A 23,538-nucleotide genomic window follows, 5' to 3' on the forward strand; every position below is an offset into this window, starting at 1 on the left:
TCTGGTTCAACAAGCGAGTTACAGCATCGCGTGAACGTGGTCCCCACCGTAACAGGCCATGCCCACTATCGACGAATCGTCCATCTGAGAAGCTGAAGACGTGCTGTTCCCGACGCTGACCCCCAACGCACCCGACGTTTCCGACGTGATCACCATCGGTGACGACCGTTTGTCGCGAGAAGACCTGGTCGGAGCGGCCACCGCCGTCGCCGAACGAGTCGCGGGAGCGCGCGCCGTAGCGGTTCTCGCGCGCCCGAGCATCGACACGGCGCTCGCCGTCGTCGGCTGCCTGATCGCAGGGGTCGCGGCGGTGCCGGTCCCACCCGACTCCGGCGCCCGCGAACTCGAGCACGTCCTCTCCGATTCCGGCGCACAGGCCTGGCTGGGTGCGGCGCCCGCCGATCCCCCACTGCCGGTGATCCCGGTGCGCCGTTACGCCCGCTCGTGGCACCGACACCCCGAGCCACCCGAATCGTCAACCGCCCTGATCCTCTACACATCCGGCACCACCGGCCTGCCCAAGGGTGTGCCGATCGCCCGCGGCGCCATCGCCGCCGGCCTCGATGCGCTCGCCGACGCCTGGCAGTGGACCGCCGATGACACGCTGGCGCACGGACTTCCGTTGTTTCATGTGCACGGCTTGATCCTGGGGATGCTCGGGCCACTCCGGCGGGGTGGCCGACTGATCCACACCATCAAGCCGACTCCGGAGAACTACGCGAACGCGATGTCGCCGGGCGCCACCATGTTCTTCGGTGTGCCGACGGTGTGGGCCCGGGTGGCCGCGGATACGGCTGCCGCGCAATCACTGTCGTCGGCCAGGCTGCTGGTGTCGGGAAGTGCACCACTCCCGGTTCCGGTGTTCGAGCGGATCCATGAACTCACCGGCCACGAGATCGTCGAACGCTATGGCATGACCGAGACGATGATCACCGTGAGCACCCGCGCCGACGGTGACCGCCGCCCCGGCTGGGTCGGCCTGCCGCTGCGTGGTGTCGAGACCCGAATCCGCGACGGCGCCAAGGACCTTCCCCACGACGGCGAGACCGTCGGCGACCTGCACGTGCGGGGTCCGATGATGGCCCGGGGCTATCTGAACCAGCCGGAGAAGTCGGCCGAATCCTGGCTCGCCGACGGCTTTTTCGCGACCGGCGACGTCGCGGTCATCGATCCGGACGGCATGCACCGGATCGTCGGCCGCCGGGCGACGGACCTGATCAAGTCGGGCGGCTTCCGCATCGGCGCCGGTGAGATCGAGACCGTGCTGCTCGGTCACCCGGCCGTCGACGAAGTCGCGGTGATCGGTGTCCCCGACGACGATCTGGGGCAGCGCATCGTCGCGTATGTGGTGGGTGAACGCGTGCCCGAGCGTGAGCTGATCGATCTCGTGACCACCGAACTGTCGCATCACAAGCGTCCCCGGGAGATCCGGTTCGTCGACGCATTGCCCCGCAACGCTATGGGCAAGGTGCAGAAGAAGCTGCTGGACTGAGTCCCCCGCACTTCCTCTGTCGCCCACACTCCCTCCCCACCCGCACACTCCCTCCCCACCCCCGCTCCCCACCCCCGCACCCCACCGAAAACCACCCTCGAGCGGTGACCTGTCGGCATATCGCCGGCAGGCTCCCGCTCGAGGGTGGTTTTCGGTAGTTCGGGTGCCTTTCAGCGGGCCGGTCAGCCGGCGGCCGGGACCGGGTCGCCGACGACGGCTGACTCGGCGCGCGTCCGAACCCGGCCCAGCGCCACGATCACGCCGAGCGCCACCACCACCGGCAGGCAGGCGATCAGCACGATGGTGCTCGCCGAGTAGCCGAGACCGATCAGCGCACCGCCGACGATGGGTCCGACGACCGATCCGATGCGGCCCATCGACGACGCCCAGCCCACACCGGTCGCCGCGGTGGCCTGCGGGTACAGCGACACCGACACCGCGGCCTGCCCGATCATGCCGGCCTGCAACCCGAGCCCCACGCCGCCGAAGACCAGCAGCAACAGGGCCTTGTCCGGGCCGAGGAAGGCCGAGATCACGAGGAACACGATCGCGACGGCGGTGGTGCCCGCCAGCACCGACGTCATCCGGAACCGCAGTGCGCCCACCATCAGCACACCCGCGCCGACGATGCTGCCGACGCCGAGTGCGGCCGAGCCCAGCGGTGCCAGTTTGGTGGTGAACCCGTAGCTGGTCAGCAGGGTCGGCAGCCACGACGAGAAGATGTAGAACACCGAGAACACCAGGAACGAGAACACCCAGAGCAGGATGGTGCGAGTGCGGACCTCGGGGTCGAACAGCCGCGCCACCGAGGCATGATGGCGGGCGGAGGCCGGCGGGGTGCCGATCACGGCGCGTTCGTCGGGCAGCCAGATCCAGAGGAACGGCAGCAGTGCGGCCGAGGCGATCGCACCGAAGACGAAGACCGACGGCCAACCGAACGAACCGATCAGCTTGGTGCCGAGCAGCCCGGCGATCAGGGCGCCCAGCGAGATGCCCATCGTCACGAACACCGCGATCGACTGGCGGTAGCGGGTCGGATTGAGCGCCGTCGCCTGGGCGACGGCCGCGGGCATCACGGCGCCGAGACCGAAACCGGTCAGCAGGCGCAGCGCACTGAGTTCGAGGATGCCGCCCGACCATGCGGTCAGCAGCGATCCGATGGTGAACACGGCGACCGCGACCAGCACCACGCGGCGGCAGCCGAACCGGGCGGTCAACCGTCCGACCGCGATGTAGCCGAGGGCGACGCCGAGGCTGGTCAGCGACAGTGCCGGCGTGAAGTGGGATGCCGGGACGTCCCAGTCCTTGGCCAGTGCCGGGACGGACAGGCCCAGGGCGATGGTGTCGTAGCCGTCGAGGACCACCGCGACGAAGGCAAGGATCAGTACCGACCAGTTCGGTCGGGTGATGGGGCTGTGTGTGGGGCTGGAATTCTGTGTCGGTCCGCTCATGGTGGCGTCCTCGGGGTAGTCGGCGTGGCTGACGCCGGTTTGATTGATTCTAATCGGCCGCGGAAGCGGTCGTCGGGAGGAATCCCTGGGCTTCGACCTCGACGGTGAGGTCGGGTTCCACCAGTGCCGACACCTCGACGAGGGTCGAGCACGGGAAGTCGCCGGAGAAGATCGTGCTCCGGGCACGACCGACGGCCGCCTTGTCGGCGATGTCGGTGAGATAGATCCGCAGGACCACGATGTCGTCGACGGTCGCACCGCACGCCTGCGTGAGTGCGGCCAGCCGGCGGAAGGCCTCCACGGCCTGCGCATGGGTGTCGTCGCCGCCGACCGGGCCGTCGGGGCCACCGGCGTGCATGCCGGACAGGAAGAACTGATCGCCGACGACCCGGGCGTTGCTGAACATGTCCGGCCGCGGCGGTTCGGCCACCTCCGGATGGCCGATGCGGGTCATGCCGCGCCTCGTCGGGCGTCGGACTCCGCGGTCAGGCGTTCCCGGACCGGCACGAAGTCATATGTCGGATAGAAGTCGGTGGCGAAGGTGCCCCACGCCCGGCGTTCCAGTTCGACGTTGACCGCCGCGAGACGATCGGCGGGCAACCGTAGCGTGACGATCTGCCCGATCCCCATCGCGACCACCCAGGACACGATCTCGCAGCCGGCGGGCGGGAAGCCGTGCCACCAGTCGTTGTCGTCGAGACGGCCCTGCAGCTGTTCGAGGTTCTGCGACTGGTCGTGGCGCAGGATGACCGTCAGCAGCATCGTGGTGTCGGTGCTCATGCGTTGGCTTTCGCCAGCACCTCGGCCTGCGCGACGGCGTCGGCGCGGTAGATCCGCCGAATCCGCGAGACGCCGAGGTCGTGCTGGTAGAGGTGTTCTTCGCGGTCGGCGTCGTCGGCGAGCACCTCGAGGACCTCGCGGTCCTGTTCGAGCACCTCCCAGTGCTTGGCCTCCAGTGTGGTGCGGAACAGAAACCGCCAGGTCTCGCGTTCCCAGCCGCTGACGCGACGCGTGCGCCAGTGGAAGATCGCCGACGTCGAACGGTCGATCGGGGTGCTCATCCCGACGATGCCGAACACCCCACCCGGCCCGGCACCCGGACCGTACGGGATCTCCAGGTCGACGTAGTCCATCGAGCCGCGGACGAACTCCACCCAGTCGAAGTTCACACCACACTGGTCGGTCTTCTCGAAGAAGAACCCGCGGTCGGTCTCGCGGATGCGGAACCGCGCCGACGTGTCGCCGCCGAACATCGAGTGCGAATTGCGGTGCAGGAACGCGCCGTGCATCGGGTCGAGCACGTTGTCCATGTAGAAGCGCCACGGACCGGCCCACTCGGCATAATTCGCAAACCACGACACCTCGGCATCGCTGAGCCGATCAGGCAACACGAACGGTGTCGGCACCGACTCCGCGGTCAACGGGACGAAGGCGAAGATCGTGTCGGCGGCCTCCACCACCTCCAGTGACACCGTCGCCCGCCGCCCTTCCAGCGCGCAGCCCGGCATACCGGGCACCGAGACCACGGTGCCCGCACCGTCGACCTGCACGCCGTGATAGGCGCAGGCCACGCGATCACCGAGGTGCTGGCCCACCGACAACGGTGCGCTGCGGTGCGGGCAGCGGTCTTCGAGCATGTGCACCACGCCCTGGGCGTCGCGGAACAGCACCCAGTCGACCTCGAGGCGGCGGACCGGCACCATGGCGCCCGGTTCGACCATGTGTGACGGCAGGATCGGATACCAGCGGTCACGCAGACCGGTGGCGGCGATCTCGTCGGCGTCGAGGTGGCGTCGGGTCCCCACGGCGAAGGTGGGGCGGCCGCGGACCGGACGTGTTGCGGTGGTAGATGTTGCAGCGGTGTTGTTTTCGGTGGTGGTCATGTCACTTCCCCAATCGGCGCATCTCGGCGCGGAAGGTCTCGTCGGTCCACGGACCACCGTCGGGTCCGTGCAGTCCCAGTCCGTTCAGCCCGTCGACGACCTCGACGAGAGTCGTTGCACCCCCGGCAAAGATCTCGGTGATCGAGCCGCCGAGCTTGCGCTCATACGGTGTGATGGGTTCCGGGTGGGTCTGGTGTACTTCCAGATAGGGCTCGGGGGCTGGGCGAGTGTTCATCTCAGGGCTCCTTCGACGAGTGGGGTGGGCGGGGTGAGCAGTCGGCCGTCACGTGCGGCCAGTCCTTCGGAGATGGCGACGAATGACGCGCTCCACTCCGCGAACGACTCCCGACGCTCGGTGTGCACCGGCTTCGGTGCGCCGTCGATGACGACGAAGACGCCATTGTCGATCTCACCGGCGAGCTGTTGTGCCGCAGTGAGATCCGCGTCGGCGGTCGGGGCCGACGCGAGGACCAGGGTGGGTACCTCGACCGCGGGCAGCAGCGTCGCGACGTCGTCGGCCACGGCTGCGGGTTCGGCGAGGATGAGACTCAGGACGGTGTCCGGGTGGGCGACGGCGAGGCGGATCGCATCGCCGACGTCGTGCCCGGTGGCGAAGACGTGGGTCGGTTCACCGGCTTCGACGGCAGAGCGTGCGCCGTCGTCCCACCAGCATTGCGCGGCGATCATGAGTGTGCCTCTCCGGGAACGTGAACGGGCGGTACGAACGGCCCGGGCGCGGGATCGACGGCTTCGACGTCGATCTCGATGATCGAGGGGCCCGGGTGGGCGACGGCGTCGGCGAGGGCGTCGCTGATGACGCCGGCCCCCTGGACCAGTCGGTACGGAAGGTCCATCGACGCGGCGAGCAGGTCGAACCGCGGGGTGTGCAGGTCGACACCGGAACGACGGAACCCGTTCTTCTCCTGCATGTTGCGCAAGACTCCATAGCCGCCGTCGTTGAACACCAGCACGATGACGTGGGCTCCCGAGCCGGCCAGCGAGGCGAGTTCGCCGAGATGGACGGCGAGCCCACCGTCGCCGGCGATCACCAGCGTCGGCACGTCGGGTCGGGCGTGGGCGGCACCGATGCCCATGGCGAGACCCTGGCCGATGCCGCCGCCGAGGGGGAACACGTTGGTGGCGCGGTCGTAGATCGGCAGCAGCCGGTTACCCCATTGGCTGGACGGGATGGTGACGTCGCGGGCGATGACCGACTCGGCGGGCAGCGCGTCCCGGATGGCCTGACAGATCTCGGCGTATCCGCCGATGTAGTCGGTCAACTCGGCGCGGGCGGTGTCGCGGACCTCGGTGACGCGAGCCTGCCAGGCGGCCTCGGCTGCGGTGTCGCCGAGCTGATCGGCCAGGGCCCGGATGGCGTCGTCGGCGTCGGCGACGATGCCGACCTGCGCCGGGTAGACGCGGCCTACCGTGTCGGGTTCGACGTCGATCTGGATCAGCTTCTGCGGCAGCACAAGACTGTACGAGGCGGTCTCGTTCGATCGGAAGTGCGTGCCGACGGCGAGCAGGACGTCCGCGTCGGCGAGCAGGGCCCGGGCGGGCGGAGTGGTGGCGAAGTTGCCGATCACGAGCGGGTCGTCCTCGGGCACGATGCCGCGGCCGGAGTTGCTGGTCAGGATGCCGGCGCCGAGGCGGTGCGCGAGGTCGGCGATCGCCTCGCCGGCCCCGGCCGCTCCGCCACCCAGCCAGATCAGCGGCGAGCGTGCGGTGCTCAGCAGTTCGGCGGCGCGGGTGACGGCATCGGTGTCCGGGCGCACGGTCGGCACGGCATCGATGTCGATGGGCCGCTGTGCATCCGGAGTGGCGAGGTACTGCAGGTCGGTCGGCCATTCCACGCTGGCCGGGCCCTGCGGCGCGGACTCGATGTGCGCGATCGCGGCCTCGAGCTCGGCGGCCACGTCTTTGGCATCGGTGATGGTCGCGGAGTGCTGGGAGATCGCGTGCAGCAGCTCGGGCTGGCGGGGAAACTCGTGGATCACACCGCGGCTGGTCTCGGGGCGTCCGGGTGCGAGGTGTTCGCTCTCGATCTGGCCGGTGATGTGCAGCACGCGACTACCGGCGGTGAGGGCCTCCACCATCGAGCCGGCCGCGTTGCCGGCGCCGGTTCCGGTGCTGGTCAACGCGATACCGATGCCGCCCGAAGCGCGGGCGAAGGCGTCGGCGGCGTTGACCGCGGCCGCTTCGTGACGCATCTCGACGAAGGTGAGCTCGCGGTCGACTGCTTCGACGAGCGGCAGGTTGTGGATGCTGACGACGCCGAAGGCGGTGGTCACGCCGTGTCGGCGCATCACCTCGACGAGGACGTCGCCGCCGGTTCGGCGGTGCTCGGTGGGCTGATCGGTCATGCTGTTCTCCTGGGCTGGGCTGGGCTGCTGGTGGTGCGGTCAGACGTAGCGGTGGACGCCGCCGCCGACGTCGAGTGCGGCACCGGTCATGTAGCTGTTGCGCGGCGACAGCAGCGTGGTGATGGGAAACGCGAGTTCGTCGGCGGTGCCGAAGCGGCCGAGCGCGATTCCGCGGTCGCGGGCGATCTCCGTGCTCCACGCGTCGAAGTCCGCGTCCGTGCCGCTCTCGGCGAAGCGGCGTTGCCACTGACCGGTGTCGATGAGGCCGAGGAGTACCGAGTTGACGCGGATGCCGTCGTCGGCGAGGTCACCGGCGAGCGACCGTGACAGGTTGAGCAGTGCCGCTCGTGCCGCCGCCGTTGCGGCCAGGCGCAGTTCGGGTTGCCGCGACAGGATGGCGTTGACCACCACCACCGATCCGGCGTCGGAGGCCGCGAGCGCCTTGCGGGCCGAGCGGATCACGTTGAGAGCACCGAAGATCTTGAGGTCGAACTCGTCGCGGATCTCGTCGTCGGTGGTCTCGTCGAGGGTGCGCATGAGGGATCGGCCGGCGTTGCACACCACACCGTCGATGCCACCGAACTCCGCGACGGTCGCCTCGACGAAACCATCGACCGAGGCGCGGTCGGTGACGTCGCAGGTCGTGTAGACGACGTCGGTGCGGTCGGCCAGGTCTGCCGTCGCCTTCCGCAGCCGCTGCTCGTCACGGGCGCAGAGTGCCAGGCGGGCACCTTCGTCGGCGAGCATGCGTGCGGTGGCCAGGCCGATCCCCGAGCTGGCGCCGGTGATCAGAATGCTGCGGCGCTCGAGCTGCAGATCCATGGCTTCTCCCTCGTCTGTGGTGAATGGTGTGGTGGTGAATGGTGGTCAGCGGAAGATGAATCCGCCGTCGACGACGATGGTCTGTCCGGTGACGAATGCCGCGTCGTCGGAGAGCAGGAACCGCACGACGCCGGCGACGTCGTCGGGCGTCTGTTCCCGTTTGAGGCAGCGCCCGTCGGCGTAGGTGCGGTAGCGCTCGTCGGGCACCCCTTCGGTGGCCTCGACGCGGATGAGCCCCGGTGCCACCGCGTTGACGCGGACGCCGTGCGGGCCGGCGTCGCGGGCCATCGAGCGGGTCATGCCGATGACCGCCGCTTTCGACGAGACGTAGTGCACCAGCCGCGGTGAGCCGTACATGGCCACATCGGAGGCGATGTTGACCACCGCGCCCTGTGCCGCCGACAGCAGCGGCCACAGGTACTTGGTGACCGACCAGGTGCCACGGACGTTGACGTCGGCGAGGCGGTCGAACTCGTCGTCGGCGAGCTCGAAGAAGGTTGCGCCGCCGACTCCGTCGGCGATGGCAGCGTTGTTCACCAGGCCGATGACGCGGTCGCCGTCGCGGTCGAGACGATCGGCCAGATCCCGCACCGAGGCGGTGTCGGCGATGTCGGTGACCAGTGCGGTGACGTCGAATCCGGCTGCGCTGAGCTGGTCTTCGGCGATGCGCGCTGTGTGCGCGTCGCGTTCGGCGATGACGACTCGATGGCCGTCGCGGCCGAAACGTTCGGCGATGCTGCGACCGAGGCCACGTCCGCCGCCGGTGACCACCACGGTGCCGTTCGTTGCGGGGCTCATCGCAGTCCTCCGACAAACTCGGTGATGAGCTCTGCTGCGGCGGCGGGCTGTTCCTGGATGGCGACGTGACCAGCATTCGCGATGACGTGCAGTTCGGCGGCGGGAATCCGGTCCGCGATCAGTCGGGATTCGTCGACGCCGGTGATCACGTCGTGTTCGCCGACCAGGACGAGCGTCGGGCAGGTGATACGAGTCAGCTCGGCGCCGAGGTCGGTGGCGGCCATGAACTCCGCGGCGGCCGCGAAACCGGGCTGCCGAAGAGCCGCCATCCAGCGGCGAACCGATTCGGAGACAGCCGGATCGGCGCCCGGCGCGGTGAGCCGAGGGGCGCGCTCGACGGCGACGGCCGCCGCGCCCCGGTCGGTCAGCTCGGTGATCCGGGCGCGCATCGCGGCCGCCTTCGCCGGCGTCGTGCCCGACCCGCGAGTACTGTCGGCGAGGATCAGCCCGGCGACCCGGTCGGGTCGGCGCAGCGCCACCGACATGGCGATCACTCCGCCCCAGGACGTGCCGAGCAGGACCACGGGACGTTCGGGTGAGACGCGGTCGATCACGGCGACGACCTCGTCGACCACGTCGGATGAGGCGCCGGGGTCCGGCGAATCTCCGTACCCGGGGGCGTCGACACACCAGGACGCGATCCCGGCGGCGGCCAGCCGGTCGGCCAGTGGCGCACACGACGCCGCCGACCCACCGATGCCGTGCAGCATCACCACCGCTTGCGCACAGCGGATCTCGCGGTGCGTCGGGTGCGCGACCACGTTCAAGCGGTCACCAGCCGTCGGCGACGTGGTGGGAGCCGGCGCGGTCATGAGGCACCGGCCATCGCGGGTGCACCGTAGAAGTAGTCGACGTCGGCGGGGGTGACCAGCGCCTGCGCGCCGAGGTCGGGGATACCGGCCATCGCGGATCGGATGGTGGTGGTGGGCGGACCGGCGGTGCCCCAGGTGTCCGACAGTTCGGGGGTGCGCCGCCAGGTGCGGCACAGCCAGGCGTCCTCGTCGATCTGGGCGACCTCGGAGGTGTATTCGCACACCAGACCGGCCGGGTCGGTGAAGTAGGAGAAGGTGTTGTCGCCGGGGCCGTGGCGGCCGGGTCCCCACTGGGGTGCGATGCCGTGCGCCTTGAGGCTGCCGATGCCGCGCATGAAGTGGTCCAGCGAGCCCATCTCGTAGGCGACGTGGTTGATGGACGGCCACGCCGCCTGGTTCAGGGCGATGACGTGGTGGTCGGAGTTGCAGCGCAGGAACGCCATCTGACGCTCGGACCAGTCCGAGATCCGCATGCCGAGGACTTGGGTGTAGAAGCGCGCCGTGCGTTCGATGTCGGTGGTGTTGAGCACCACATGGGCGATCTTGCGGGGCACCGCGCGTCGTCCGGCGGGTTCCTGATCGGAGACCGCGAAGGTGTCTGCGGACAGCTCGATCACGCGGCCTTCCGGGTCGACCAGCGCCAACCCGTAGCCGCCGCCGGCGTCGTCGAGGGGCGCCGGTTCCCGCAGCAGCGGAACACCGATGCGGTCCAGCGCGAGGGCGGCGTCGTCCACCTCACGCGGGGTGGCGAGCGCAAAGCTGATGCCGCCGAGGCCGTTCACGTCGCCGCGGCGCAGATCCAGTACGTGGTGTTCGGTGCCGGTGGCCCGCAGCCAGAAGCGATCGGTGTCCTCGTCGACGGTGGTGAGTCCCCACACCTGGTGGTAGAAGTCCGCCGACGCGGCCGGGTCGGCGACGGTCAGCGCCACCGATCGCAGGCTGCGTAGTCGGCACACCGGCGCGTCGGCCAGGGTGGGCATCTGGGAGTAGAGCACGATGGTTCCTTCTCTAGAGGTCGAGGACGAGTTCGGCGGAGCGGCAGCGGGATACGCACGGGAACATGGTGGTGTTGGCCTCGTGTTCGGCGTCGCTGAGCAGGAAGTCGCGATGGTCGACGTCGCCCTTGATGATGCCGACCTCGCAGGTGCCGCAGATGCCTTCGGTGCAGGAGCTCGCGACGTCGACACCGGCGTCGAGCAGTGCGTCGAGCACCGAGATGTCCGGGCCGACCGGGATGCGTTGTCCGCTACGGTCGAGGACCACGTCGAAGGCGTTCTCGTCGCCGGCGGGAGCGGGTGCCACCGGTGCGGCGAATCGTTCGGTGCGCAGCGTGACGCCCTCGGGCACATGGGATGCCACTGCATCCAACAGCGGCGCCGGCCCGCAGCAGTAGACGACGGTGCCGGGGGTCGCGGCGCCGACGCTGGCGGCCAGGTCGGGCAGACCGCCGGTCTCGTCGTCGGCGTGGATGGTCGAGGCGTCATGTGCGGCAACCTCGTCGACGAACGCCATGGTGCGGCGTGATCGCCCCGCGTACAGCATCCGCCACGACTGCCCGTCCCGGTGCAGCCGGCGCATCATCGCCACGATCGGGGTGATGCCGACGCCCCCGGCGACGAGGATGTGTTCGTCGGCCTCGGGGTCGAGGGCGAACGCGTTGCGCGGGCCCTCGACCTCGATCTCCGCACCGACCGACAATCGATCGTGGACCAGTGTGCTACCGCCCCGGGACTGTTCGGCCCGCAGCACCGCGACGGTCCAGCGCGTGGTGTCCTGCGGGTCCGAGCAGAGCGAGTACTCGCGGATGAGCCCGCCCGGGAGGTGCAGTGTGATGTGTGCACCCGGTTCCCAGGTCGGCAACGCTGCGCCCGTCGGGTCGACGAGGCTGACGCTGGTGATGCCGTCGGCCTCCCACGTCTTCTGCTGGACGCGAAGGACTCTCGAGGTTCCTGCGCTCATCGTTGATCCTTTTCGGTAGGTGTTCGGTCGGTGCGGACGGGTCAGCGGGTGACGCCGTACATCTCGGAGCTCGGCGGATAGGTGGGCAGTTCGGGCTTCTTGGCGCCGATGATCACGCAGAACAGCGCATCGGTGTCGCCGACGTTGGCGAGGCTGCGCGGCACGCCCGCGGGTACGCGGATGAGGTCGCGGTAGCCCAGGCGGCGCACGGCCTTCTTGGTGCCGTCCTCGACGTCGTGCACGGCCACCTCGAGTTCCCCTTCGAGGACGAAGAACACCTCTTCGACGTCGTGATGGGTGTGCTCGGGGCCGACGGCGCCGACCGGCAGCCGCATGTTGGAGAAGGTGAAGTGCTCCGACGGGAGGGTGCGGTTGTCGCCCTCGTGGTTTCCGGTGGCGCCGGAACCGATGTAGCGGATCTGGGCACGCTTGAACCGGTCGCCGCCGGCGGCTGCCTGGAAGCCCAGGGTGTCCCAGTCCTCGCGGCGGGTCTCGCGGCTGGCGATGGCGGCGTCGATCTGCGCCTCGAGGTCGACGGTGGTCTTCTCGGGTGCGGTCATGGTGTGTCCTTTCGGGGTGGTGTTCTCGGCTGGCGGTGGTGAGACTGCGCTGGGGTCAGGCGACGTGCGCGACGGCTTCGATCTCGACGGTCGCGCCGTACGGCAGCGCGGCGACCTCGACGAACGAGCGGGCCGGCCGGGGTGCGGCGAAGACCTTCTCGTAGTGCCGATTCGCGGCGTCGCGCAGGGTGACGTCGGTGACGAAGTAGGTGGTCTTGACGACGTCGGAGAGCGTCATGTCGATGGTCGCGAGTCGTTCGGTGAGGCGGGCGATCGCGGCGTCCAGCGCGGTCTCCACGCCGTCGACGGCCTGACCGTTCTCATCCACCGAGAGTGCGCCAGAGACGAATCCGAAGCCGGCCACCGCATAGGCGGGGCTGTAGGGGTGTGCGGATTCGGTGGCGGTGTCGACGGGAGCTGACATGGATGTATTCCTTTCAGTGGTACTGCAATCGGGAGATGCGGTCGGTTATCGGGGAGTTCCCCAGGCGATCGGGGATTCGCTGCGGTCGAGGTAGATGCTCTTCTGGTCGCAGTACTGGCGGACGGCGTCGCGGCCCTTCTCGGTGCCCAGGCCGCTGTCGCGCAGCCCGGTGAACGGGGTGGAGATGGAGAACTGCTTGTAGGTGTTGACCCACACGGTGCCGGCGTCCACGGCCTCGCCGACCCGCAGTGCGCGCCGGTAGTCCTCGGTCCAGATGCCGCAGGCCAATCCGTAGACGGTGTCGTTGGCCTGGGCGATCACGTCGGCCTCGTCGTCGAACGGCAGGACGACGGCGACCGGACCGAAGATCTCCTCGCGGCAGATGGTGTCGGCGTTGGTCACTCCGGCGAGCACGGTGGGTGGGTAGTAGTTGCCCTCGGCGAGGCGCGGGTCGTCGGGAATCGCTCCGCCGCAACGTACCCGGGCCCCGGCAGCGATGGCCTCGTCGACCATCGCGGCGACCGAGTCGCGGTGTGAGCGGGAGATCATCGGTGCGACGTCGGTGGCCGGGTCGGTGCCCACGCCCAGTCGCAACCGCGCGGCGCGTGCCACGAGTTGGTCGGTGAAGGAGCCGAAGATGCTGCGGTGCACAAAGATCCGTGATCCTGCGATGCAGCTCTGTCCGCTGGAGGAGAAGATGCCGAACAGGACACCCTGCAACGCGCGTTCGATGTCGGCGTCGTCGAAGACGATCGTCGGCGACTTGCCACCGAGTTCGAGAGTGATCGGCATCAGCTTGTCGGCGGCGACGTGGGCCAGGTGACGGCCGGTGGTGGTGCCGCCGGTGAAGCTGACCTTGGCGACCGACGGGTGGCGCACCAGTGCCTCCCCCACGGTGCGGCCGGGTCCGGGCAGGACCGACAGCACGCCGCGCGGCAGGCCGGCCTCCTCGCAGAGCCGCGCCAGCAGCAGGGTGACCCACGGCGCCCACACCGGCGGCTTGCTGACCACGGCGTTTCCGGCGGCGAGCGCCGGTGCGAGCTTTTGGGCGTCCGACGCGATGGGCGAGTTCCAGGGCGTGATGGCGCCGACGACTCCCATCGGGCGGTGCGTCGACAGTGTCATCCACGGTCCACGCGACGTCGTCATCGCACCGTCCATCGTTTCCAGCGCGGCCGCCATGTAGCGGAAGGTGTTGGCGGCGCTGCCGGCCAGCGCACGGGTCTCGGTCAGCGTCTTACCGGTGTCGAGGGTCTGCAGTGCGGCGATCCGGTCGGCGGCGGCGTCGATCGCGTTGCCGATCCGATGCAGCACGGCGGCCCGCTCATGCGGCAGCATCGTCGACCACCCGCTGGCGCGGGCCGCGGAAAGACCCTCGCGCACAGCGGTGTCGACGGTATCCGCCGTTGCCCCGTGCAGCGTCGCGAAGACGCGGCCGGTGGAGGGATCCACCGATTCGATGAGGTCGCCGGTGCCGACCTCCCACCGCCCGGCCACGTAGATCCGGTCGGCCAGATCACGGGTGGCATCGATCCCGCGGGACACGAGGTCGGCGGTGTGGGGGCTACTCGTAACGAGCGACATGCTTGCGGTCCGTTCCAGCGGGTGAGTTTCAGGATTGTCAGCGCGTCGGCATTTATCTTTGCGCTAAGACATTTCTAAAGCCTTAGCGCTAAGAGGTCAAGGCCAGAAGTCCCAGGACAGACGTTTGTAACGCTCGTTTTACACGGCCGAAATGGTAGAGATGCAGGTCACACAGGGTGTGGCGCCGGTCACGGACGGGCGAGATTTTTTTTGAGAAAAGTTGGTCAGCCGGCGGTGATCGGGTCAGATTCGCCCGGATCGAGACCGTCGCCGAGGACCGCGGACCGCGCCGACGACTCGAGCCCGCCGAGTAGACCGGCGAGTGCTTCGGCGTCCTCGTCGGACAGTCCGTCGAGCATCGTGCGCAGCTTCGCGAAGTGTTCGTCGGCGACGCGATCGACCAGCGCGGCACCCTCGGGGGTGAGTTCGACGTAGACCACCCGGGCGTCGTGCGGGTCCTTGGATCGGGTGACCAGGCCCGCGTCCTCGAGGCGCTTCACCCGTAGCGACAGCCCGCCGGTGGTGACCAGCGTCTGCTCCGCGAGCTGTCCGGCGGTCAGTCGGTGGTCCGGGACGGCCCGGCGCAGGCAGGCGAGCACGTCGAACCCGGCCTCGCTGATGTTGTGCTCCTCGAACGTCGTCGCGATGCGCGCGCGGTACACGAGGAAGCTGCGATGAAGTCGTCCGAAGACCTCCAGTGCCGACACGTCCAGTTCGGGTCGGGCGACCGCCCAGTGCGACACGATGACATCGACTCCGTCCATGATGGGTCGAGATTACCTGCCGGAACCGCGCCGGCCCGCCGCCCCGCCACCCGCCCGGCCGCCACCCGGCAACGAAAAGCGCCCCAGAGAAGCTCCCTCCCCAGGGCGGCCGTCGACATCATGTCGATGAGTCGCCTGGAGCGGGTGCTTGTCTGGGGCGCTTTTCGGGGTGGGCGGTTTTCGGGGATGGGCAGAGCGGGTTCGCCCGCTGCGGCTCAGTGCGCTCCGACCGGGGAATGGCCCAGGAACTCCAGGATCGACTGGCGCCGACGCTGGTAGGTCTCCTCGAACTGGGCTTGCGGGTCGCGGGGGTTCTCGATGGTGATGATGTCCGCGACGGTGGCGGGGCGATGCGTCAGCAGCACCACGCGGTCGGCGAGCAGCAGCGCCTCGTCGACGTCGTGCGTGACGAACAGGATCGTCATCTGGGTCTGCGCCCAGACCGAGATCAGCAGCTGCTGCATGTCCAGGCGGGTCTGCGCGTCGAGCGCGCCGAACGGCTCGTCCATGAGCATCACCTGCGGTTCACATGCCAGGGTGCGGGCCAGCTGGACACGCTGACGCATGCCGCCGGACAGGTGGCTGGGCAGATGGTCGAGGTAGGAGCCCAGCCCGACCTGCTCCAGATACTGGGTCGCCGCCTTCTTCGCCTCGCGCCCCCGGACGCCGCGCAGCCCCAGCGGGAACTGCACGTTCTTCAGCGCCGTCCGCCACGGGAACAGCGCGTCCTCCTGGAACACCATCGCGCAGTGGGCGTCGTTACCGGTGATGGCGCGACCGTTCACGGTGGCCTCACCGCCCATCGGTGCGAGCAGTCCGGCCAGTGCCCGCAGGATGGTCGACTTGCCGCAGCCCGACGGCCCGAGGAAGACGACGACCTCGCCCGGTTCGATGTCGAGGGTGACGTTGGCGGCGATCTTGCCGTCGAAGCCCAGCTGCAGATGGTTGAGGTTGACCGCGGCACCGGCCCCGGCGCCGTAGACCGGGATGTCGGTGGTCGCCTTGGCCGCGGTCCGGGTGATCGTGTCGGTCCCGGTTGTGGTGCCGGAAGTCCTGGTGTCGGTCGATGTCATGGTGTCGGTCCTTCGAGTGTCGGTCGGGACGGTGTCGGTCGTGATGTCGGTCCTCATCGCGATGCCCGGGGCAGCCAGTGGTTGATGCGGCGACCGATCAGCTCGACGATCCAGGCGGTGATCAGTCCGAGCGCGCCGATCGAGAGCATGCCGACGACCACCCCGGCGTAGTCGAGCAGTCCGTAGGACTGCCAGGTGTAGTAGCCGATGCCGTACTGGCCGGAGATCATCTCGGCGCTGACCACACAGATCCAGGCGACGCCCATCGCGACGGAGAGTCCGGCGAAGATGCCGGGCATGGCACCCGGCAGCACGACGCTGCGCAGGATGGTCCACCGGTCGGCACCCATCGTCTTGGCCGCCTCTTCCCACACCTTCGGCAGCGAGTCCATCGCGTGGATGGTGCTGACCAGCACCGGGAAGAACGCGGCGAAGAAGGTGATGAAGACGATGCCCTGCTCGCTGGACGGGAACAGCAGGATGGTCAGCGGGACCAGCGCGATCGCGGGAATCGGGCGCACCATCTCGATGAAGGGCCGCAACGTCTTCCGCGCGAACTCGGATCGCCCGATCAGCATGCCGAGGGCGATGCCGACGATGGCGGCGAGCGCGAATCCGACGAGGATTCGCTGCAGGCTGGCGAACAGGTCGGCGTAGTAGCCGCTGCTGCCCAGTCGCTCGACGAATCTGTCGAGGACCGCTCCCGGGGTGGGCATCCGGTTGAACCGCAGCCAGGCGACCACCTCGTTGGCGGTGAGCAGATACCAGACCACCACGAACGCGACGATCGGGATCAGCGGCAGGCCGATCGCCATCGCGGTGCGACGCAGTCTCGCCGACGACCGGCTCGTGCCGCCGGGCTGCCCGTTCGCGTCCTCGGCGATGGGCGATGCGGCGCTTCCCTGTGTGGCGACGGCGGGGTCATGATCGGCGATCGGCCGATCCTGGGTGGGTGCCATGTGCGCCATGGTGGTTCTCCTTTCACGGAATCCGAGTCGGGCCGGATCCGAGTGGGTGGGGCAGGTGGGTTGGGTTCGGACTCAGGTGGTGGACCGCGACTGCGACACGGCGCTCTCGTAGGAGACCTCGGTCAGGCCGGGATGGGTCTGCTGGTACTTCGCGGCGCCGTCCTTCGTGGCGAAGGGCAGATAGCGCTGCGACGGCGGCGCGCCGAGGTCGGCGAGCCAGGTGGCGTGGGAGGCGAAGAGCTTGGTCGCGGTGACGGCGTCGGGCACGTAGGCAGCGCGGACGTCGGTCGTGGTGTCGGCCATCCGCCGCAATGCGCAGCTCGGGGTGGCCGCGACCGTGGTCGTCTGCTGTCCGGCGAACCAGACCTCGGATGCCGTCGCCGGATCGGAGACCGGCAGCCCGCACAGGTCGTCGGTGCCGCTCAGCCGGCTCGGGTTGTCGACGTCGGCGGCCTTGGCCGCGTAGTCGGGTCCGTACAGCTTGCGGAGGTAGTCGGTGTCGGTGAACTTCGTGATGTCGAAGTCCGCGGCGACCGCGCCTCGGCCGACGAGGTACTTCTTCACCTGCTCGAGCGCCGGGCCGAACTGCTCTTTGATGGTCGGATCGAACGAGACCAGACCATTCGGTCCGTTGTAGAGGTACACCACCTCCGGCTCGATCCCGGTGATCGCGCTGACCCGCAGCGCGGCCTGCATCGGGTTCGCGGTGATGTAGTCCGTCGTCTGCCGCAAGGCCTGCATGAACGCCGTCATCACCTCCGGGTGCTCGTCGGCGAACTGGTTCCGCGCGACGACGCCATGGAATGTCGGGACCCCGTTGTCGCCTCCGTCGTAGAGCAGGTGGCCCTGATTGCGGAAGATCACCAGCTGCGGCCACGGCACGAACTGGGCGAAGGCGTCCACCTGCTTGCCCTCGATCGCGGCGGCGCCGATCGACGGGTCCTGGTTGGCGACGTGGACGTCCTCCTTGCTGATGCCGGCCTGTTGCAGGGCGGTGGAGAGCATCCCGTCTCCCGCGGAACCAAGGCTCGTGGACACGGACTTGCCGCGCAGATCCTCCAGGTCGGTGGCCGCCGAGCCGTTCGGCACCACGACCTGGTTCAGCGAACCGCGCAGGTTGTAGCCGGTGGTGGCGATGAAGTCGGTCTTGGCGTCGTCGTATTTCTTGGTCTTCGACCCGTTGGTCAGCAGCGGGTAGTCGCCCATCGAGCCGATGTCGACATGCGAGGCGATCATCGCCGCCGTGAGAGGTGCGCCCGACGAGAAGTCCTGCCACACCACGCGATAGTGCTTGCCGGACTTCTGACCCGCCTCGTCGAGCGCGTCCTCGAAGGCCTCCCGGTCACGCATGAGGGTGCCGGCGTTGACCGTGTTGATCGTCTTCGACTGGTAGCCGACGTTGACGACGACGGCATCGGAGTCGAACATCCCACAACCGGTGAGTGCAGAACTCAACGCGACGGCCGCCGTGGTCGCGGCCATCGCGACGCGGACGCGGCTGCGCTGACGTGTCGACGTCCGGCGGGTGCTGCGCGAGGTGGTGTTCTTGGGCATGACTCAAGAGTCGAAGCAAACTGTTACATCTTCGCGACTCACCGTTGCATCACCGTTAAGCCACCTGGTCAGAGGCTTGCCGGTCCACCCGACTCGACCGAGGCCAGCACAGCTGTTCCAGGAGTCGTTGCAGCACAGATGTTTCGGACCGACACGGCTGCTGTGTTGATCCGCCACAAGGTCGACGAAGGCCCGAATTGCCCATAACGCCACCATGGTCGCAGGGTCGTCGCGAGCGCCCGTGGGACACTGGAACCCATGAACGACCGCACGACGACGACCGACGGCGACGACGCCCCGGTCACCGAGCCCGACTACCGGTTCACGCTGGCCAACGAACGCACCTTCCTCGCTTGGCAGCGAACGTCTCTGGGTCTGCTCGCGGCGTCGGTGGCGGTGCTTCAGTTCCTTCCGGACCCGGCCAATCCGGTCATCCGGTACGGTCTCGGTGGTCTGCTGGGTGTCCTCGCGATCATCACCGCGGCAGGGGGACTGCACCGTTGGCGTAGCAACGACTACGCGATGCGTCGCGACCTCCCGCTCCCCCGACCGCGTGTCGTCACCTACGTGACCGTGGTGCTGATCGCGATCGCGTCGATCGCGGTGATCATGGCGATCGTGTCCGCTGTGACCCACGGATGACCGCGCATCATCCGCCCGCCGATCCTGGCCTGCAGCCGGAGCGTACGCATCTCGCCTGGACCCGCACGTCGCTGGCCGTTCTCGCCAACGGGGTGCTGGTCGCCGGAAGGGATGTGCTCAGTCATCCGGACGCATGGAGTGCGGTGCGCTGGGTTGCCGCGGCGATGGCGGCGCTCCTGGCCATCGCCGTGTACCTGATCGGGCGGCGACGGACGCGGGTGCTGTCACGACGTCCGTTGCAGTACCCGATCTCGGACCCGCGGTTGATCATGGCGACGGGTGGTGGCGTGATCGCCCTCGCCGCGCTGCTCATCATCACCGCCACCCTCTGACCTGCAGCGATCCTCCGACAGACAAAGGCCCGGGCACCGATCACAGGGATCGATGCCCGGGCCTTGCTCGTAGGGACGGTGAGACGCTCAGGTGTCCCCGAGCGCTCCCGACAGGCGGGTGTGCAGCGCCTGTGACGCCGCGTTGAGCCCGACGAAACGGACGGCCGTACCGTGCTCGCGGTATTTCTCCCGGATGACGTCGAGGGTCGCGACGGTCGTGGCATCCCACACGTGCGACGCCGAGAAGTCGATGATCACCAGGGGCGGGTCGTCGGCGTAGGCGAAGCGGTCGACGAGCCCGTGGCTCGACGCGAAGAACAGGTCGCCGGTGACCCGGTACGTTCGGACCGGCCCGGACTCGTCGCCATCCGGCACCTCGACGTCGCCATCAATCGAGGCACGGCCCGCTGCCCGCGCGACGAACAGCACCATCGCGCAGAGCACACCGACGATCACCCCGTAAGCCAGGTTGTGTGTCGCGACGGTCACCGCGACCGTGGCCAGCATGGTGACCGATTCGCCGATCGGCATGCGACGCAACGTCGTCGGGGATATCGACTGCCAGTCCATCGTGGCGGCGGAGACCATCACCATGACAGCGACGAGCGCGGCCATCGGGATCGCGGCAAGGGCCGGGCTGAAGAACAGCACGAGGCACAGCAGGGCACCACCCGCGACGAATGTCGAGACACGGGTCCGCCCACCGCTCTTCACGTTCATCATCGTCTGCCCGATCATCGCGCAGCCACCCATGCCACCGAAGAACCCCGTGACGAGGTTGCCGACGCCCTGGCCCCAGCTCTCGCGTTTCGGGTCCGACGGGGTATCGGTGAGCTCGTCGACGAGCTTGGCGGTGATCAACGACTCGAGCAGTCCGACCAGCGCCACTGCGAGTGCGTACGGGAAGATGATCCGCAGCGTCTCGAGGGTCATCGGGACGCCGGGTATCCCCAGCGTGGGCATGTCCGAGGACACCTGCCCCTCATCACCGACCCGCGGGACGCCGATGGCGAACACCACCGCGATCACGGTGAGGATGGCCGTGGCGACCAGCGGCGCGGGTATGACGTTCGTGATCTTGGGTAGCAAGACCATCATGATCAGACCCGCTGCCGTCATCGGATACACCAGCCACGGCACCCCGATCAGATGCGGGAGTTGTGCGGTGAAGATGAGGATTGCCAGCGCGTTGACGAAGCCCGTCATCACGCTGTGGGGGATGTACCGCATCAGCTTCGCCACTCCCAGCATCGACATCGCCACCTGCAGGACCCCGGCCAGGATGACGGTCGCGATGAGGTAGTCGACGCCGTGGTCGTGAACCACGGGGGCCACCACCAGGGCAACCGAACCTGCTGCCGCCGAGATCATGGCCGGCCGGCCGCCGACCACGGCGATGGTCATCGCGAAGATGAAGGAGGTGAACAGGCCGACAGCAGGTCCGACGCCGGCGATCAACGAGAAGGAGATCGTCTCGGGGATCAGGGCGAGCGCGGTCACCAGTCCCGCGAAGACCTCGGTCCGCAGCAGCCGCGGACTGCGCAGGGCCGTCATCGTCGACGACCGGCGGACCCCCGCGACGGATCGCACCACCGCCGACGACATCTGGGTCCGCACGTCAGCGCGTGGGCGGGTGTCAACACTCATCAGGTCTCCTCTCGGGTGGTCGACGCCGGCCGACACGGCGCGAGCACACAGGCTCCGGTCGTGGCGACCGGCGCCTGCGTGCTCGCTCGTGTGCTAGACCGTCACGACCTCAGCGCGTTCTGGGACGAAGTCGAGCGGCGCGCCGGGCGGGATCAGTTCCTCCCGCTCGACGGACTCGTCGTGCTCGCGGATGATCCGGTGCGCATGCTGCATGACCCACCACCGGACGAAGGTCTGGTTGACCGGTTCACGTTCCTTCGGGTCCTCCAGCAGGTTGATGATCCGGGCGAAGCCGAGGGGGATCTCCGGATCGTGGAAGTGCTGCTGACGGACGAAGCTGATCTTGAACTGGGACCATTTGACCGCGTGGAGTTCGTCGTTGAGCCACACCATGCAGCCTTCACGAGCGGATTCCTCTGCGCCGAGAAAGAAATCGCGCTGATCGATGCCGTCGATCTGACGGTCGTCCGGGGTGTCGCAACCCGCGAAACGCAGCAACGTGGTGAACATGTCGGTGACATGGACCATCTCGTTGCTCTCCCGCGCGGCCACCTGCCCGGGCCACCGGATGATCGCCGGAGTCCGGATCCCGCCCTCGGCGGAACTGAAGTACGAGCCGTCGAAGAAGCCGGCGGTACCCCGTCCGGCGAGATGGTCTTCGGGTCCGTTGTCACCGGCGAACACGACGATGGTGTTGTCGGCGATGCCGAGTTCGTCGAGTTTGTCGAGGAGGCTCTGGAAGTCGGCGTCGAGCATGAGTAATGCGTCGCCCCATGCGCCGTTGCTGCTCTTGCCGCGGAACTCCTCACGGACCTCGATCGGGAAGTGCAGCAGCGAGTGGTTGTGATAGAGGAAGAACGGCTTGTCCTCGGCCACACTGCGTTCCATGAATTCCTTGGCGCGCCGATCGTATTCGGCGTCCATCCGACCCTTCAGTTCGACGGTGAGCTGTTCGTCGGTGGTACGGACACCGCCGGACTTGGTGCCGTCATACATGTACGACCAGCCGTCGCGTTCACCGGAGTACCAGGGATCATCGGGCCACAGGCATTCGTCGTAGGTGCGTGCCGGTCCGTACCATTCGTCGAACCCGTGATCGGTCGGCCAGCGGCCGTCTTCGGCCCCGATGTGCCACTTGCCGTAGCAGGCGGTCGCGTAGCCGGCGTCCGAGAGGATGTCTCCCATGGTCCGTTCCCACGCGACGATGCCGCCCGCGTTACCACCCAATGCGATCGTGTGGTTGCCGGATCGGATCGGATACCGACCGGTCATCAGTGCGGAACGCGTTGGGGTGCACTGCGGTTCGACCACAAAATGCGACAGCTTGAGACTCTCCTGTGCGAAGGAGTCGATGTTCTTGGTGTCGGCGCCGCGCAGGATGCCGCCGCCGTAGCAGCCGAGCTCCCCCAGCCCGAGATTGTCGACGTGAAAGTACACGATGTTGGGTTGTGCGCTTGATGCGGGCATGGCTATGCCTCACTTCCTTTCTGTTGGTGACACTTTGGGGTATGGCTTGGACAGGCGCCGACAGTTATCGGCACCTTGGTGGGAGTGTTATGTCAGATGTCGGCCGGGTCGCCCTCCGACACCCTGACTCTCGGGTTGACGGAGACCAGCGACAGCCGATCTCCGCGGTAGCGAACGGATTCCAGGTCGAACGGGGTGCCGTCCTCCAGGTACGACAGTCGATGCAGTAGGAGCACGGGCTCGCCGATCCGGATGTCGAGCAGCCGGGCGGTGCCCTTGTCGGCGGCGACGGCCTCGACGGTGTTCTCGGCCTGGCCGAGTCGGACGCCGAGCTTGTCCTCGAGGAGCCGGAAGACGTCCTCGTCGGCCAGGTTGGCACCGTCGAGGGCGTCGATGGCCTCGGGCCGCAACGAGGTGGTGTCCAGTGAGAGCGGAACGTTGGCCACCGACCGCAGACGCTCGATAAACAAGATCGGGCTGCCCTCGGGGATCTGCAGCTTGTCGGCGACCGACGGCGTGGCCGTCGACTCACGGGCCGAGAGCACCTTGTTCTGGACCGTCAGCTGATGTCCGGCAAGCGATTCCGCGAGACCTTCGAGCCGATCGATGCGCTGCCTGAGCTTGGCGCCGGTCACGAACGTGCCGGCCCCCTGGACCCGCGTGATGAGTCCTTCGGCCCGCAGCAGGTCCAGTGCCTCGCGGATCGCGTTGCGGCTGACACCCCACTCCTTGGCCAGCTCGTTCTCCGGCGGCAGCATGGGTCGAGGCGCAGCGAGTCCGCCGAACGCTCCGTCGAGGATCTGGGTCCGCAGGACGTCGCGCACCCAGCGCGCCGCGTCCTCGCGGGTGCCCGCGTACTTGGGCATCGGTGGGCGCGGGAAGTCCTTCGGGGGAATCCGTGGCCGTGATGTCATGGTCCTACCTTCCCTCGCGAACATTCCCG

At 68.3% G+C, this 23,538-nt stretch carries 25 protein-coding genes; 3 read left to right on the top strand and 22 right to left on the bottom strand.

What is annotated here, in order from left to right; translation table 11 throughout:
* The first annotated feature begins 100 nt into the window (after window positions 1-100).
* The gene (locus ACVT6V_RS02100; protein ID WP_489898159.1) at window positions 101-1,492 is read left to right on the top strand and encodes an acyl-CoA synthetase; all 1,392 of its coding nucleotides are present in this window, start codon (window positions 101-103) and stop codon (window positions 1,490-1,492) included.
* Window positions 1,493-1,674: 182 nt separating this feature from the next.
* On the opposite strand, the gene ACVT6V_RS02105 is transcribed toward ACVT6V_RS02100, so the two are convergent.
* From ACVT6V_RS02105 to ACVT6V_RS02195, 19 genes are all read right to left on the bottom strand, one after another.
* On the bottom strand, window positions 1,675-2,943 hold the full coding sequence (locus ACVT6V_RS02105; RefSeq protein WP_489898160.1) for an MFS transporter: 1,269 nt from the start codon (window positions 2,941-2,943) through the stop codon (window positions 1,675-1,677).
* A 49-nt stretch (window positions 2,944-2,992) separates the two neighbouring features.
* Entirely contained in the window at window positions 2,993-3,397 is a 405-nt protein-coding gene (locus tag ACVT6V_RS02110) for a RidA family protein (RefSeq protein WP_489898161.1), read from the bottom strand.
* A complete protein-coding gene (locus ACVT6V_RS02115) occupies window positions 3,394-3,723 on the bottom strand; it encodes a hypothetical protein (protein ID WP_489898162.1) in 330 nt (109 codons plus the stop codon). Before ACVT6V_RS02115 ends, ACVT6V_RS02110 begins: the two co-directional genes overlap by 4 nt.
* Window positions 3,720-4,826, bottom strand: coding sequence for a Rieske 2Fe-2S domain-containing protein (locus ACVT6V_RS02120; protein WP_489898163.1), 1,107 nt, complete (start codon window positions 4,824-4,826; stop codon window positions 3,720-3,722). Before ACVT6V_RS02120 ends, ACVT6V_RS02115 begins: the two co-directional genes overlap by 4 nt.
* A gap of 1 nt (window position 4,827) precedes the next feature.
* Entirely contained in the window at window positions 4,828-5,061 is a 234-nt protein-coding gene (locus ACVT6V_RS02125; protein WP_489898164.1) for a recombinase-like helix-turn-helix domain-containing protein, read from the bottom strand.
* Entirely contained in the window at window positions 5,058-5,513 is a 456-nt protein-coding gene (locus ACVT6V_RS02130; protein WP_489898165.1) for an alpha/beta fold hydrolase, read from the bottom strand. Before ACVT6V_RS02130 ends, ACVT6V_RS02125 begins: the two co-directional genes overlap by 4 nt.
* Window positions 5,510-7,189, bottom strand: a complete 1,680-nt coding sequence (locus ACVT6V_RS02135) for a thiamine pyrophosphate-binding protein (protein ID WP_489898166.1) — start codon at window positions 7,187-7,189, stop codon at window positions 5,510-5,512. Before ACVT6V_RS02135 ends, ACVT6V_RS02130 begins: the two co-directional genes overlap by 4 nt.
* Before the next feature lie 39 nt (window positions 7,190-7,228).
* The gene (locus ACVT6V_RS02140) at window positions 7,229-8,011 is read right to left on the bottom strand and encodes an SDR family oxidoreductase (RefSeq protein WP_489898167.1); all 783 of its coding nucleotides are present in this window, start codon (window positions 8,009-8,011) and stop codon (window positions 7,229-7,231) included.
* Window positions 8,012-8,056: 45 nt separating this feature from the next.
* Window positions 8,057-8,809, bottom strand: coding sequence for an SDR family oxidoreductase (locus ACVT6V_RS02145; RefSeq protein ID WP_489898168.1), 753 nt, complete (start codon window positions 8,807-8,809; stop codon window positions 8,057-8,059).
* Window positions 8,806-9,621, bottom strand: a complete 816-nt coding sequence (locus ACVT6V_RS02150; protein ID WP_489898169.1) for an alpha/beta fold hydrolase — start codon at window positions 9,619-9,621, stop codon at window positions 8,806-8,808. The genes ACVT6V_RS02145 and ACVT6V_RS02150 overlap by 4 nt, the downstream gene beginning before the upstream one ends.
* Window positions 9,618-10,601, bottom strand: coding sequence for a VOC family protein (locus ACVT6V_RS02155; RefSeq protein ID WP_489900686.1), 984 nt, complete (start codon window positions 10,599-10,601; stop codon window positions 9,618-9,620). The genes ACVT6V_RS02150 and ACVT6V_RS02155 overlap by 4 nt, the downstream gene beginning before the upstream one ends.
* 28 nt (window positions 10,602-10,629) lie before the next feature.
* Window positions 10,630-11,580 carry a PDR/VanB family oxidoreductase gene (locus ACVT6V_RS02160; protein ID WP_489898170.1) on the bottom strand — a complete coding sequence of 317 codons (951 nt, stop codon included), beginning with the start codon at window positions 11,578-11,580 and terminating at the stop codon, window positions 10,630-10,632.
* A gap of 41 nt (window positions 11,581-11,621) precedes the next feature.
* Window positions 11,622-12,140 (bottom strand): cupin domain-containing protein, encoded by a 519-nt coding sequence (locus ACVT6V_RS02165; protein ID WP_489898171.1) that lies wholly within the window; start codon window positions 12,138-12,140, stop codon window positions 11,622-11,624.
* Window positions 12,141-12,195: 55 nt separating this feature from the next.
* Window positions 12,196-12,564: a RidA family protein gene (locus tag ACVT6V_RS02170; protein ID WP_489898172.1), complete on the bottom strand. Its 369-nt coding sequence runs from the start codon at window positions 12,562-12,564 to the stop codon at window positions 12,196-12,198.
* 45 nt (window positions 12,565-12,609) lie between these two features.
* Entirely contained in the window at window positions 12,610-14,148 is a 1,539-nt protein-coding gene (locus tag ACVT6V_RS02175; RefSeq protein ID WP_489898173.1) for an aldehyde dehydrogenase, read from the bottom strand.
* 224 nt (window positions 14,149-14,372) lie between these two features.
* A complete protein-coding gene (locus ACVT6V_RS02180) occupies window positions 14,373-14,912 on the bottom strand; it encodes a MarR family winged helix-turn-helix transcriptional regulator (RefSeq protein ID WP_489898174.1) in 540 nt (179 codons plus the stop codon).
* Between the two features lie 215 nt (window positions 14,913-15,127).
* Entirely contained in the window at window positions 15,128-15,985 is an 858-nt protein-coding gene (locus ACVT6V_RS02185) for an ABC transporter ATP-binding protein (RefSeq protein ID WP_489898175.1), read from the bottom strand.
* A 53-nt stretch (window positions 15,986-16,038) separates the two neighbouring features.
* Window positions 16,039-16,953 (bottom strand): ABC transporter permease, encoded by a 915-nt coding sequence (locus ACVT6V_RS02190; protein WP_489898176.1) that lies wholly within the window; start codon window positions 16,951-16,953, stop codon window positions 16,039-16,041.
* A 72-nt stretch (window positions 16,954-17,025) separates the two neighbouring features.
* Entirely contained in the window at window positions 17,026-18,507 is a 1,482-nt protein-coding gene (locus ACVT6V_RS02195; protein WP_489898177.1) for an ABC transporter substrate-binding protein, read from the bottom strand.
* 258 nt (window positions 18,508-18,765) lie between these two features.
* On the opposite strand from ACVT6V_RS02195, the gene ACVT6V_RS02200 reads away from it, so the two are divergent.
* Window positions 18,766-19,149: a YidH family protein gene (locus ACVT6V_RS02200; RefSeq protein WP_489898178.1), complete on the top strand. Its 384-nt coding sequence runs from the start codon at window positions 18,766-18,768 to the stop codon at window positions 19,147-19,149.
* The gene (locus ACVT6V_RS02205; RefSeq protein WP_489898179.1) at window positions 19,146-19,481 is read left to right on the top strand and encodes a DUF202 domain-containing protein; all 336 of its coding nucleotides are present in this window, start codon (window positions 19,146-19,148) and stop codon (window positions 19,479-19,481) included. Before ACVT6V_RS02200 ends, ACVT6V_RS02205 begins: the two co-directional genes overlap by 4 nt.
* 87 nt (window positions 19,482-19,568) lie before the next feature.
* Here ACVT6V_RS02205 and ACVT6V_RS02210 read toward each other — a convergent pair whose 3' ends face one another.
* The 3 genes from ACVT6V_RS02210 to ACVT6V_RS02220 all read right to left on the bottom strand — a co-directional run bounded on the left by ACVT6V_RS02210 (window position 19,569) and on the right by ACVT6V_RS02220 (window position 23,461).
* Window positions 19,569-21,086 (bottom strand): SulP family inorganic anion transporter, encoded by a 1,518-nt coding sequence (locus ACVT6V_RS02210; protein ID WP_489900687.1) that lies wholly within the window; start codon window positions 21,084-21,086, stop codon window positions 19,569-19,571.
* A 135-nt stretch (window positions 21,087-21,221) separates the two neighbouring features.
* The gene (locus tag ACVT6V_RS02215; RefSeq protein ID WP_489898180.1) at window positions 21,222-22,595 is read right to left on the bottom strand and encodes an arylsulfatase; all 1,374 of its coding nucleotides are present in this window, start codon (window positions 22,593-22,595) and stop codon (window positions 21,222-21,224) included.
* 92 nt (window positions 22,596-22,687) lie between these two features.
* Window positions 22,688-23,461 (bottom strand): GntR family transcriptional regulator, encoded by a 774-nt coding sequence (locus tag ACVT6V_RS02220; protein WP_489900688.1) that lies wholly within the window; start codon window positions 23,459-23,461, stop codon window positions 22,688-22,690.
* Window positions 23,462-23,538 lie beyond the last annotated feature (77 nt).

The organism is Gordonia sp. LMA167, assembly GCF_058130025.1.